The organism is Martinezella sp. CNPSo 3890, from assembly GCF_057784455.1.
Window position 1 is genome coordinate 165,681 of record NZ_JBXSOR010000006.1, and the last position, 13,489, is coordinate 179,169.

General features: G+C 60.7%; 10 protein-coding genes and 1 riboswitch. All 10 genes read right to left on the reverse strand.

The genetic code is table 11. From position 1 onward, the window contains the following. Nucleotides 1-691: 691 nt before the first annotated feature. Nucleotides 692-2,503: an allophanate hydrolase gene (gene atzF, locus AC13RC_RS17065; RefSeq protein WP_488557895.1), complete on the reverse strand. Its 1,812-nt coding sequence runs from the start codon at nt 2,501-2,503 to the stop codon at nt 692-694. Further along, nucleotides 2,503-6,039: an urea carboxylase gene (uca, locus tag AC13RC_RS17070; RefSeq protein WP_488557896.1), complete on the reverse strand. Its 3,537-nt coding sequence runs from the start codon at nt 6,037-6,039 to the stop codon at nt 2,503-2,505. The genes atzF and uca overlap by 1 nt, the downstream gene beginning before the upstream one ends. 1 nt (nt 6,040) lies before the next feature. After that, entirely contained in the window at nt 6,041-6,691 is a 651-nt protein-coding gene (locus AC13RC_RS17075; protein WP_183808579.1) for an urea amidolyase associated protein UAAP2, read from the reverse strand. Nucleotides 6,692-6,707: 16 nt separating this feature from the next. Then, nucleotides 6,708-7,526 (reverse strand): urea amidolyase associated protein UAAP1, encoded by an 819-nt coding sequence (locus tag AC13RC_RS17080; RefSeq protein WP_488557897.1) that lies wholly within the window; start codon nt 7,524-7,526, stop codon nt 6,708-6,710. 2 nt (nt 7,527-7,528) lie between these two features. Then, nucleotides 7,529-8,350 (reverse strand): ABC transporter ATP-binding protein, encoded by an 822-nt coding sequence (locus tag AC13RC_RS17085; RefSeq protein ID WP_488557898.1) that lies wholly within the window; start codon nt 8,348-8,350, stop codon nt 7,529-7,531. Next, nucleotides 8,347-9,165 carry an ABC transporter permease gene (locus tag AC13RC_RS17090; RefSeq protein ID WP_183808576.1) on the reverse strand — a complete coding sequence of 273 codons (819 nt, stop codon included), beginning with the start codon at nt 9,163-9,165 and terminating at the stop codon, nt 8,347-8,349. Before AC13RC_RS17090 ends, AC13RC_RS17085 begins: the two co-directional genes overlap by 4 nt. A gap of 57 nt (nt 9,166-9,222) precedes the next feature. Further along, complete coding sequence (locus AC13RC_RS17095; RefSeq protein WP_488557899.1) at nt 9,223-10,296, reverse strand: putative urea ABC transporter substrate-binding protein; 1,074 nt, start codon at nt 10,294-10,296, stop codon at nt 9,223-9,225. Between the two features lie 74 nt (nt 10,297-10,370). Next, a riboswitch (guanidine-I (ykkC/yxkD leader) is annotated at nt 10,371-10,484 on the reverse strand. Nucleotides 10,485-10,821: 337 nt separating this feature from the next. After that, a complete protein-coding gene (folD, locus tag AC13RC_RS17100; protein WP_488557900.1) occupies nt 10,822-11,727 on the reverse strand; it encodes a bifunctional methylenetetrahydrofolate dehydrogenase/methenyltetrahydrofolate cyclohydrolase FolD in 906 nt (301 codons plus the stop codon). Between the two features lie 3 nt (nt 11,728-11,730). After that, entirely contained in the window at nt 11,731-12,615 is an 885-nt protein-coding gene (gene purU / locus AC13RC_RS17105) for a formyltetrahydrofolate deformylase (protein WP_145635585.1), read from the reverse strand. Between the two features lie 53 nt (nt 12,616-12,668). Next, on the reverse strand, nt 12,669-13,475 hold the full coding sequence (locus tag AC13RC_RS17110) for a 3-methyl-2-oxobutanoate hydroxymethyltransferase (protein ID WP_488557901.1): 807 nt from the start codon (nt 13,473-13,475) through the stop codon (nt 12,669-12,671). Between the last annotated feature and the right edge of the window lie 14 nt (nt 13,476-13,489).

Below are 13,489 nucleotides of genomic sequence, written 5' to 3' on the forward strand. Positions count from 1 at the left end.
ATCTCGGATAAGGCATATCAAGAGATATACGGAGCAGCTTGTCAATAGTGACTGCTGTTGCCGATCGTCGGAGATAGTGAATGGTAAAGGCGTGTCTCCGGCCGGATTTACCGTTATCGCCGTCGACAATGCAGTGGCCGGGGCGTGCGGTATCTCTGCGGCAGCTCCCCGCATCAGACTGCTCCAAGCTATTATCCGGGCAACAAACAAGATTCACTCGACGTTGCTGGTCACTCGCAATGCGAGGGATTTTTCGCGGGACTTGTCGGATATCCGGGTGTCCTGCGAAATTTGAGCGCTGTGTTTGATCTGTAGTCAGGCGTTGCCGACGCACCTTCGCCATGGGTTGCCGATGCAAGAAATCCCATCGGGAGGAAAGTAGCCGTTTGCAACTTTCCTTGAAAGTTATCCATTCAACTGGATGGCAGGATGCCGAGCTGATTCCCTGGCCGAGCGAGTGCAGTCATCTCGTGTGCCTGCACTCGCTTATTGGTGTTTTTCCGGCCATCCCTCAAGTCTGCGAGATGTTCTCGTCCGAAGCGTTTAATCGGTCTCTGACCATGCCTCGCTACGAGCGGAGTGAAACTGAGGCCGATCAAGGCTGCCAATTGCCTGGGTTCTCGCAGTCAGGCCATGAAGAACGATCTGCAATGCCCGTAAGAGGGTCTTTCTCATCCTGCTTCTCCTTCATTTAACCTGTGGCATCGGCAGCACGAATGAAATTTCGCCAGCCACCAAATTCGGTGATGTCTCTGGCGTCAGCTACGGCGTGGCTCTCGCAGAGGAATCCGGAAACATGGCTGCCATCTTCAAGCAGGATCTTACCGATCCCCAGCGGCGCCGGGATGTTCTGGACGAAGTGGGCGAATGCCGCAGGCGGCAAGGCCCATACCTCTATTTCGATACCCTTGCCGGCAAAGCCGGGATCGCGCACCAGTCCCGGCTTCGGCGGCACTGTTCCGGAAAGGGCGAAAAGCCGATAGCTGCCATCCGTCCGTCCCGTCTTCATCCTGTAGCCGCCTTTTCCGGTGAGTTCATGGTTGAGCGGCATATCGGTCAGATGCGCGCCGACAACGACGATCGGGACCATGCCGGCAGCCATTGGTGTCACACGGCTGTTATCCGGCAGTGCCGCCATACGGTCCTTACCCATCCCGCTTTTCGCCGCTCGATGCATAGCATCGGCGAACGGCGCCAAAGCATCGTCGGTAAAGGCAGGCCCGACGAGCATCACACCGGCCGGCAGATGACCGTCGGCATCGAAGCCTGCAGGTATGGCAATTGCCGCGCAGTCGAGCAGATTGGCGAAATTGGTATAACGGCCGAAATGGCTGTTCCTGACGATCGGATCGACCTGCATTTCCTCGACCGTATAGGTCGTGGGCGATGTCGGCAACATCAGGAAATCGACCTTCTCCCACTCTACCTTCGTCTTTTGTCGCAAAGCCTCCAGCCTGTACTTGCCTTCGAAGACCGCAACCGCGTCATAGCCTTTCGCCCCCTCGATGATGGCTCTGACCGTTGGATTGAAATCGTCGGCATTGCTTGCGAGGAAGTCCTTTACCGCAGCGAGGCGCTCCGCAACCCAGGGGCCGTTGTAGAGCAGTTCGGCAGCCTGGCGGAAAGGAGCATAGTCGAAGGGCACGATCTCCGCGCCGAGCGATCTCGCCCTCTCAATGGCGGCATCGTAGAGGGCCTCGACTTGGCTGTTGCCATAGAATTCGCGCTCGGCTCCGTCCAGTACGCCGATGCGCGGGCGCACCGACGATAAGCTCGCTGAAGTCGCTTCCCGCGAGAACGGATCTCGTGCGTCATAGCCTTCCATGATCCGCCGAACGGCGACCCCGTCACCAACGGTCGCGGCGAACACCGTAACGACATCGACGCTGCGGCAAGCCGGTACGACGCCAACATTGGGAACAAGCCCCGGCGTTGGCTTGATGCCGACGAGATTGTTGAAGGCAGCCGGCACCCGGCCCGAGCCTGCCGTATCGGTGCCAAGCGAGAAGCTGGCAAGGCCAGCGGCTACGGCAACGGCGGAACCAGAACTGGAGCCGCCGGAAACGTAAGCGCGATCGAAAACCGAGCGGGGGGCACCATAAGGCGAGCGGGTGCCGTTGAGGCCGGTTGCGAACTGGTCGAGATTGGTCTTGCCGATGACGATGGCGCCGGCAGCCTTCAGACGTGCAACCACGGTTGCATCCGCCTGGGGATGGTAGGCAAAGGCCGGGCAGGCGGCCGTCGTCGGCAGACCTGCGACGTCGATATTGTCCTTGACTGCGAAGGGGATGCCCCAGAGCGGCAGGCTGTTGGGCTCGGGTGCGTTCGCCAGCAAATCTGTTGCCGCAGCTCGCAACGCCTCTGGAGATGCCAGCGTAATGAAGATTGCCGGATCATCGGATGCCCCGCATCGGGCTATGATTTCCTCCACCATGTCGAGCGGTGAAAAGCCTGCCTTATACGCATCTCGCAGGGAGGTAAGGTCAAGGATAGTGGGCAGCATCAGATTTCCTCCAGAATGACGAGAACGTCGCCGGCCTTGACGTTGCGCCCAGGTGCTGCACGCAGATCGCGGACGCGTCCCGCGGCATGGGCGGTGACGTTAATTTCCATTTTCATCGACTCGATGATGGCCAAAGTATCGCCGGCTGCAACCGGCTGGCCCTCCTCGACGAGTATTTTCCAGACATTGCCGGGCACGGCGCTTTCGATGCCGAAGCAACCTTCCGGTATATCTCCGGCAAGGGCAGGGCCTGTCCCTTCGTCAACGGAAAAGCTGTCGAGCCCCAGCTCCTTCCAGCGTTGCCTTTCCGCCTCGAAGGCAGCCTGCTGCCTGGATTTGAAGGCGCTGATCGCAGCGGCCTCGCGTGCGAGACCGGCCTCGTAGGCAGCGTAGGAGAATTCCGTCTCCTCGATCTTGATCGGATAGCCGCCGTACAGGAAAGCCGCACGCGCTTCATTGAGCTCTTCATGAGTGACGGGAAAGAAGCGGATCTGGTCGAAGAAATTGAGAAGCCACGGCTTGCCCTTGGCGAAGGCCGGTGTCTGCCGCCAGCTGTTCCACACCTGGATCGTACGGCCGAAAAGCTGGTAGCCGCCCGGTCCCTCCATGCCATAGATGCACATATAGGCACCGCCGATGCCGACGGCGTTTTCCGGCGTCCAGGTGCGCGCCGGATTGTATTTCGTCGTCACCAGCCGATGCCGCGGATCGACCGGCGTTGCGACCGGAGCCCCGAGATAGACATCGCCGAGGCCGAGCACGAGATAGCTGGCGTCGAAGACGATGTCGCGAACCGCCTGCTCGTCCGGCAAACCGTTGATGCGGCGGATGAATTCGATGTTGGAAGGGCACCATGGCGCATTGGGGCGCACGAGCTCCTGATATTTGCGCATGGCAAGTTCAGCTTGCGGATCGTTCCAGGAGAGCGGCAGGTGTACGATGCGGCTTGGGACCTTCACCTCATGCGCCGCCGGCAGCGTAGCCTCGATCTCCGCAAGAAGGCCCAGCAGACGATTGCGGGTCAGCGTCGTCCCGTCATAGTGGATCTGCAGCGAGCGGATGCCAGGCGTCAGGTCGATAATTCCAGGCAGGCGCGCCTCGACGATTGCCTGCATCAGCAGATGCACACGCAGGCGCAGCGCGATATCAAGCGTCATCGGTCCGTATTCGATGAGCAGATTGTCATCACCCTGCCGGCGATAGACGACGGGCACCGGTCCGCCCTGGTTCTGGCCAACGATCGCCGATCCGGTTTCTTCTGACACGCGGCGGACAGTCGGGCCCGCGATGGCGTCGTTCTCTCGCGCCACCGGGTGAAAACGAATTTTGTCGCCCGGCTTGAACTGGCCCATCTTCCATTGCTCGTCGCGCGCGATGACAGCCGGGCAGACGAAGCCGCCGAGGCTCGGTCCATCCGGGCCGAGAATGATCGGCATATCGCCGGTGAAGTCGATCGCGCCGATGGCGTAGGCATTGTCGTGAAGATTGGAGGGGTGGAGGCCGGCCTCGCCGCCGTCGCTGCGCGCCCATTTGGGCGTGGGGCCGATCAGACGGACACCGGTGCGGGCGCTGTTGAAATGCACTTCATATTCGGTCGAAAACAGCGTTTCGATGTCTTCGTCCAGAAAGAAGTCCGGCGCGCCGTGCGGTCCGTAGACGACGCCGACCTTCCAGGTGCGGGTGAGGGCTGCGGGCAGGTCCGCCGGCTTGACTTTAGGCTGAGGTGTGCGTGCCAGCCGCAACACATGGCCTGTTTGAAGCGTGCCGGTGGCATGGCCCCCAAAGCGACCGAGGCCGAAGGTTGCCCTGGAACTGAGCGTGAGCGGCGCGGCAAAACCGCCCGCAACGGCGAGATAGGCACGTTGGCCCGGGCCTTCTATGGCGCCAATGGCAAGCGTCTGCCCTGCCTTGGCGATAACGGCTTCGTCGTGGGGTAGCGGAACGCCGTCGAGAGTCATCGGCATGCGAGCGCCGGCGAGCGCGATCGTCACGTCGGAGAAGATCTTGAGCATCGGTCCCGAGACGGTCAGCTCCAGGGCCGCGGTCTCGTCGGCGTTGCCGACCAGCCTGTTGGCATGGCGGAACGAACGCTCGTCCATCGGCCCGCTCGGCGGCACGCCGACATGCCAGAGCCCCAGCCTGCCGGGAAGCTCCTGGATGCTCGATTGCGCGCCGGGCGCCACCACCTCGATCACGTCGGGCACGAAGGGAATATCCTTCAGCGCCGTCGTCGCCACATTGCCGCTGGCCAGCAGATCCGATTCGGCGATGGCCTTCAGATAGTCGAGATTGGTTTCGATGCCGGAGATGGAGCTTTGCGCAAGCGCAAGCTTCAGCTTCTCGATCGCGGCCGGCCGGTCTTCGGCTGCCACGATCACCTTAGCGAGCATAGGGTCGTAATAGGGTGTTACTTCCGTGCCGGTCTCGATCCAGCCGTCGACGCGCGTGCCTTCCGGAAAGATAACTTCGGTCAAAAGGCCGGCACTGGGCCGGAAGCCGGTATGCGGCATTTCGGCATAGATGCGCGCCTCGATCGCGGCACCCTTCGGAACAAGCCGGTCATTGCCTGTTATCACGTCTTCGCCGGCCGCCTGGCGGATCATCCATTCGACGAGATCAATGCCATGGACGGCCTCGGTGACCGGATGTTCGACCTGAAGCCTGGTATTGACCTCGAGGAAGTAGAATTCCTCCCGCGCGGGGTCATAGATGAACTCGATCGTGCCGGCGGAGCGATAATGGGCGGAGGTGCCCAGCGCCACCGCCGCTGCATGCAGGCGTTCGCGCACGGAAGGCGACAGGCCCGGCGCGGGCGTCTCCTCGATCACCTTCTGGTTCCGGCGCTGCAACGAGCAGTCGCGTTCGCCAAGCGCGATCACGCGGCCCTTGCCGTCGCCGAAGATCTGAACCTCAACATGCCGCGCCCGCGAGACAAAGCGCTCCAGATAGACGCGGGCATCGCCGAAGCTGGCTTTTGCCGTGCGCTGTACGCTGTCGAAGGCAGCCTTCAGACTTGCGGCATCGTCGCAAAGCTGCATGCCGATGCCGCCGCCGCCGGCTGTCGATTTCAACATGACCGGGTAGCCGATTTTCGCCGCGGCCGCGAGCGCCGCTTCGCTCGTTTCAACGAGGTCGCTGCCCGGCAGTAGCGGAACTCCGCTCGCACGTGCCAGTTCTCGCGCCGTATGTTTGAGCCCGAAGGCGGCGATATTGTCTGCCGTCGGCCCGATGAAGACGATGCCTTCCTTTGCCAGCCGTTCGGCGAAGCCGATATTCTCCGACAGGAATCCGTAGCCTGGATGCACGGCCTCGGCACCGGTTGCCTTGCAGGCGGCAATGACTGCATCGGCATTGAGATAGCTCTCCGAGGCCGGCGCCGGGCCAAGCCTGACGGCTTCGTCGGCCATTAGGGATGCCTTGGAGAAGCGGTCCGCATCGGAATAGACGGCGACGGAGACAATGCCCATGCGTCGCAACGTGCCGATGATCCGGACGGCGATCTCGCCGCGGTTGGCGATCAGTATTTTCTTGAACATCTCAGGCCTCACCGTCCCATACAAGGACTCGGATCGGCGTCGGGTCGAAGCCGTTGCAGGGATTGTTGATCTGCGGGCAATTGGAGATGACGAGAAGCACGTCCATCTCGGCCTTGAGCTCGACATAGTCGCCCGGCGCAGAGATGCCGTCGACGATCGTCATTTCACCCGACGGTTCGATCGGCACGTTCATGAAGAAATTGATGTTGGGTACGACGTCCCGCTTGCCCATGCCGTGCTTGGAAACCTCAAGCACGAAATTGTCGCGGCAGGCGTGAAGATATTTCGTGCCGTGGCCAAAGCGGACCGTATTGCTCTCGCAGGAGCAGGCGCCGGCTGAAGTGTCATGACGGCCGCAGCTGTCGGCAGTCATCGTCAGCATGACGCGCCCCTCGTTGGAGATGATCCGGGTGCCTGTGGTGATGTAGGCGGCGCCTTGTTCGCGCATCGTGTCCTGGTTGGAATAGCGCTCGGAATAGTCCTCGGCGTTGTAGAACAGCGTGTCGATTGCCTGCTGGCCGTAGCTGTCTTCGATGCGCAGCGTCTGGCCCTTGCGCACGATGGTCGAAAACGGCGCTTCGGCAGCGATGAGATGATCCTGCACCGCCTTGTCGAGCGTGCGGGACGGCGCGGTCTGAATGAAATCGCTCATGATCGTCTCTCCCGGCTCAAAGATTGGCGAATTCGTTGTTTTCAAAGCCGCGCACGGCTTCGGCGGTGGCCGTGCGGCACAGATCGTCTTTAGCGATCGGCTGTGCGGCAATGCGGGTCACGGTCACGGGTTTCGGCGCGTAATGCGGGTTTGGATCGAGCGGGTGCGGGCAATTGGAAAAGCCTACGATCATGTCCATCTCTGCGCGAAGATGAACATAGTCGCCATCATGCAGAAGGTCGGGCTTCCAGGCGAACTTGCCGTCCGCATCGACGCGGACGGGCGCGAAAAGTGTCAACGCAGCAGGAATATCGCGCCGATCCAAGCCAGCTTTCGTTGCAAGCAAGATGAAATTGTCGCGGCTGTTGCGCATGCCTTGGCCATATTTTGTCTCATTGGAGGCGGCGGTGGAGCCTCCCATCAGGCAATCATGGGCGCCGGAGGAATCCTCCGTCACCGAGAACATGACGCGGCCCATATCGGAGAAGATCACGCGGCCCTTCGACAGCGCCGTCGTCCATTGCACCTTGACCGTATCGACGAGGTTCAGCCGTTCGCTCGGATCCGCCGCGTTCCAGGCAATCAGCGATACGGAGGAAAAGCCTTGCTCCTGCGCGATGCGCAAAGTCTCGCCCGTCTTGACGCGTGTCGACCAGTACCAGCCGCCGGGCAGGATCTCCCGGTGCAGGATGAGGGAAGGGGCGATCGGTGGGGCAGGAAGCGGACTTGCCGCCGGCAATGCCTTCGGCGCGAATTCCAGCCCCTTGCGTTGATGATCTTCATAGCGCGCGCGATTGGCGGCGATCTCTTCCGGTGAACGTCTGACATGCTGCATGGCTAAATGTCTCCCGATGGTGCCAGGTCGTCCCGGCGGCGCCCCAGGGAAGAGACCGGGCCGTCCCGGTCGGGGCCAAAGATCGAGGCTGCGCCGGCAATGCGCGGCGGCCAGATGGAAATGTCCTTGGTAATGGTGGCGCCGTAGCGCTCCTTCTCCTCGGGCCTGTCGCGGCGCCGCTCGAAGGCGACGACGCGGGTCGCAAGCGTGAAAGCTTCGCGCATGTCATGGGTCACCATGACAACGGTCATCTGCGTCTCGTGCCAGAGGCGTTTCATCAACGTATGGATTTCGGCGCGGATACCTGGATCGAGCGCACCGAAGGGTTCGTCGAGCAGCAGCACTTTCGGTCGCATGATGAGCGCTTGCGCAAGCGCCAGGCGCTGCTGCATACCGCCGGAAAGCTGGGCCGGGTACTTGTTTTCGGCGCCGGCAAGACCGACTTCCTCAAGAAGCTGACGTGCCTCGTCGGTGGCATGGCGACGCGCCGAGCCGAAAAGCCTTGCCTTGTAGCGCGAGCCGGCAAGTTCCTTGCCGAGCAGTACGTTGCCGAGCGCGGTCAGATGCGGAAAGACCGAATAGCGCTGGAAGACGACGCCGCGATCGGCGCCGGGTTCCGAGGGCAGGGCTGTGCCATCGAGCAGGATCGTCCCGCGCGTCGGCTGTTCTTGTCCCAAAAGCATGCGCAGGAAGGTGGACTTGCCGCAGCCGGAGGGGCCGACGAGCGCGACGAAGGCACGCGAGGCCACCGTCAGCGAGACATCCTCAAGCACGATCTGGTCGCCATATTCCTTCCAGACCTTTTCTATTCTGAGCTCACTCATGCCTGCTTCTCTAGTTCGGACCAGGGGAAGACGGCGATGCGGATGCGATCGAGCAGGTAGTTCATGACTACGGCAAGCAGGGTGATCCAGACGACGTAGGGAAAGATCACGTCCATCGACAGATAGCGGCGGACGAGGAATATGCGGTAGCCGAGGCCGGAATCGGACGAGATCGCTTCGGCGGCGATCAGGAACAGCCAGGCCGGGCCGAGCTGCAGCCTGAGGCAGGTGATCAGCCGCGGCAGGATCTGCGGCAGTACGACGCGAAGGGCGATCTGCCAGGAAGAGCCGCCAAGCGTCTCGGCCTTGACGATCTGCTCGCGCGGCAGTTCCAGCGCCTTCAGGGCCAGGTCGCGGATCATCGTCGGCGCAACACCGATGACGATGAGGGCGATCTTCGACGTCTCGCCGAGGCCCATGACGATGAACAGAATGGGCAGCAGGGCCAGCGGGGGCACCATGGAAATGACGGCGACGAAGGGAGACAGAAGCGCCCTCAGATAAGGGAGCATGCCGATCAGCATGCCCAGGCAAAGCGCGATCGCCGTGGAGATGCCAAGACCGGAGAGCAGCCGGACGAGACTTGCCCCAGTGTCCGACCACAGGAGGTAGTCTCCGGTGCGCGGATCGGCGATGAAGGCCATGCGGTTGATGGCATCGGCAAAGCCGGCGAAATTCGGAAGCAGCTTGTCATTGGCGTTTTCGGCAAGCCTTGCGGCGGAACCGATCGTATAGGCAATGATCAGCAGCGCAAAGGGCAAGAGCGTCAAGGCAAGCTGCGCACCGGGAGTTGGCTTGGTATTGATCCAACGCATGAATGGCTCCGCGAAAGGAAAGGCTGGCGGCGCTGCTGCGCCGCCGTTCAAGGAAGGTCAGAGCAGACCGTCGGCGGCCGACTTCATGTAGGCTTCGGTGAAGCGAAGCTTCACGTTGCTGCCGTCGCCGAGGACTTTGCCATCGGGCATTTCGATGCCGATGACGTCGGCGGAAGGCGCGCCATTGCCGAGAAGCCCCTTCTGAAAGAGGAAATTGCGCACGAGATCCATGGTCTTCGGCAGGTTCGGCGAGGTGGTAAAGGTGAGCGCATCGGCGGGCTTGTCGAAAAGGCGGGTCGCAGCGAGCTGCGCCTCGAAGCCCTTGAGGTCCGTGCCCGATGCCTTGCCCATGGCTTCGCGGGCGGCCTTGCCCTCCGCCGTGTCGGCCTTCATCAGCGCGGCGGTTTCATACCAGATACCGGCGAGTGCCTTGCCGAAATTCGGGTTGTCTTTCAGCACATTGCTGTTGGCGACCATCAGATCGATGATTTCGCCCGGCACCTGCGAACTGTCGAAAACCTTCTTGGCGCTGGGATCTTCGAGAATGGTCGAAACAAGCGGGTTCCAGGTGACGACGGCAGAAACGTCGGGCGTCTTATAGGCTGCTACCATGTCGGCATCGGAGGTATTGACCACCTTCACGTCGCGTTCGCTGAGCTTGATGCTGTCGAGCGCGCGCGCCAGCAGATAGTGCGATACTGAATATTCGACGAGGTTGACGTTCTGGCTCTTGATGTCGGCGAGGTTCGCCTTGTTTTTGAGGATGACGGCGTCGTTGCCGTTCGAGAAATCGCCGACGATAACGGCAGTCGTATCGACGCCGCCGGCAGCCGGGATCGAGAGACCATCCATGTTGGTGAGCGTTACGGCATCGAAGGCACCGGCCGTATATTGGTTCATCGACTCGACATAGTCGTTGAACTGTGTGACCTCAATATTGATGCCATATTTATCGGCCCATTTCTTGACGATGCCGTGGTCGCTCGCATAGCCCCAGGGCATCCAGCCGACATAGATTGACCAGGCGACCTTGAAGCTGGTCTTCGGCGCAGCACTGGCGACCGAACCGAGCCCGAGGGCCAGCGATACGGACAGGGCTGTGACGGAAAGGATTTTCGAAAAAGTCTGCATTGAAATTCCCCTTTTGCTTTTTTCAAAAAGGGATCGGCAAAGACCATCGCGCCGCCAATCCCTTGGCTTACGAGGTCTCCCGGGCTTTTATCCCGCCGTGCATCCGGTGGGATTTCTCCCCCAGCCGGTGGTGGCTCTCGGACCAGCCACGCTTCATGTGAAGCGCCGGAACCCTAGCCACCAACTCAACCAAATACGAAGCAAATGGCGTGCCAGATCGTAAGTGGTTGATTTTGTTCGAAGACAGGTGTTGTGGTGTTGATGAAAAATTGAGCGATCTGAAAATTTGCGCGGAGAATATGCAATTTTGATGAGCGCGATGATCCTCATCAGACGACTGACAAGGAACGATCGGAAGCAGCAGGCTGAGCTTGCTCGTGTCGAGTTGGATAAGCCTAGTTCTCCTCCACCTTGTGATAGCGAACTCGCTTAGGAGGCAAAAAACGCTCCTCGTGCTGGTCGATTAACTTTAGCCGTCGCCGATAAACGAGCTCGATGGTGCAGTGGTCTAAACAGCTCTCTCCCTCAAAACCTCGGCGGCTTCTTAGCCGCGGCGCGATGGGCAGCGATGACGGTATTGGCCATCAGCATGGCGATGGTCATCGGTCCGACACCGCCGGGAACCGGCGTGATCGCGGCAGCGACTTCGGCTGCTTCACCATAGGCGACATCGCCCACCAGCCGGCTCTTGCCTTCGCCGCGCTCGGGTGCTTCGATCCGGTTGATGCCGACATCGATGACAGTGGCACCGAGCTTCACCCAATCCGCCTTGACCATCTCCGGACGGCCGACTGCCGCCACCAGAATATCGGCACCTCTTGCCACCGAAGTCAGATCCTTCGTGCGCGAATGCGCCGTCGTGACAGTCGCATTGGCGGAAAGCAGCAATTGCGCCATCGGCTTGCCGAACAGGTTGGAGCGGCCAATGACGACGGCATTCAGACCCGACAGGTCCTCGCCATGGATCGAACGTACCAAAAGCATGGCGCCGGCCGGCGTACACGAGATCAGCCCGGTTTCGAGATCGCCGGTCGCAAGCTTGCCGGCATTGACCACATGCAGGCCATCGACATCCTTCTCCGGCTTGATCGACTGAATGATGTCATCCGAATTCAGATGCTTCGGCAGCGGCAGCTGTACGAGAATGCCGTGGATGGCGGGATCGTCGTTCAGCGAGGCCACCAGGGCAGCGAGCTCTTCCTGCGTCGTCTCCGCCGGCAGCGTGTGCTGGAGCGACTTGAAGCCGCACTCCTTGGCCATCTTGCTCTTGGAGTTCACATAGGCGTGGCTGGCCGGATCGTCGCCGACGATGACGACCGCGAGCCCGGTCTTCACGTTCGCTTCCGCCTCAAGCCCAGCCGCTGCAGCCTTCACCGCCTCGATTACCGAAGCCGCCGCTTTCTTACCGTCGATCACTGTCGCGAGCGCCATCACTTACCCCATGCGCTCGGAGGCGTAGGAGCCCGGGCTTGCCGGGAAGACGACGGTGCGGTTGCCGTTGAGGAAGGTGCGATAGTGGATATGGGCATGGATGGCGCGCGCCAGCACCTGGCTTTCCACATCGCGGCCGATCGAGACATAATCTTCGGCCGACTGCGCATGCGTGATGCGCGCCGTGTCCTGCTCGATGATCGGACCTTCGTCGAGATCGGCCGTCACATAATGCGCCGTCGCCCCGATCAGCTTTACGCCACGCTCATAGGCCTGCTTGTAGGGGTTCGCCCCCTTGAAGGACGGTAGGAAGGAATGGTGGATGTTGATGATGCGGCCCGACATTTTCCGGCACAGCGCATCCGACAGAACCTGCATGTAGCGGGCCAGCACGACGAGCTCGGTGCCGGTCTGCTCGACGATCTCGAGCAGCTGGGCTTCGGCCTGCGGCTTGTTGTCCTTCGTCACCTTGATGTGGTGGAAGGGGATGTCGTGATTGACGACCACCTTCTGGTAATCGAAATGGTTGGAGACGACGCCGACGATGTCGATCGGCAATGCGCCGATCTTCCAGCGATAGAGCAGGTCGTTCAGGCAATGGCCGAAGCGCGAGACCATGAGCAGCACCTTCATGCGCTTCTTCTCGTCATGGATCTCGGCATCCATGGCGAACTTTTCGGCGATCGGCTTGAAGCCCTCGACGAGCGCTGCCTGGCCCACGCCTTCCTCGGAGATGAAGGAGACGCGCATGAAGAACTTGCCGGTATCGAGATCGTCGAACTGGCTGGAATCGACGATGTTGCAGCCCTGCCCGGCCAGATAGTTCGAGATCGCCGCAACGATCCCACGCGTCGATTGGCACGTCACTGTCAATACATAGGTTTTCATTCGAGATAGCCCAATTCGATGTGTAAATGCTTCACCCGAAGCCTAAGGTGCGATTAAAGAGTTTGCTCGGCGATCATATGCAGGAACGCCTCGAGCTCTTGCCTGTCGACTGCGACCTGATGTCCCTTCTCCGGATAGGCGCCGGAACGAACGTCATCGGCAAATTCGGCAAAGGCGGCAATACGCTCATTCTGCAGCCGATCGAATTCCGCCGCGAAATCGCGGTAGACCTTCGCATGGCGGGGGCGATGGCCGCGATTGCTGCCAAGGACATCATCGGCAAACAGATATTGCGCGTCACATCCTGTTCCCGCACCCATCGAAATCATCAGCATCGATGTCCTTTGGCTGATGGCGGCCGCAACGTCACCAGGCACAACCTCGATTTCGACGGCAAAGGCGCCAGCCTCTTCCAGCGCCTTGGTCTGGCGCCAAATTTCAAAAGCGCTGATCGACGTTTTTCCGACGGCGCGAAAACCGCCCGTCCATGTCGCCTTAGACGGAATGAGGCCAACGTGGCTGCAGACGGGAATTCCCTCATCCCGCATTCGTCGAATGATCGCGAGGCTTGCAGCGCAATAAACGGCATCGCCTCCGGCTTTCAGTGCCTTGAATGCCTCCCGCATATATTCTTCTGCCGAGACATAGTCGCCATATTCCAGGCCCGGTATTGCAAAGGGGCTTGGCGCGGCTTCACGGAAAGAGGGGCCCAAAAGCGCTGGTGGGACAGAAAGCATATCGATGCCGGCTCTCTCGGCGGCTTGCGCTTCCTCAAGTGACGTGACGCGCAGCATTGTCAATTGTCGCTTTCCTTTGAGCGACAGGAGATCGGCAACCGTCGGACGATTGTGCTTTTGCATTGGATGTTCCTCGA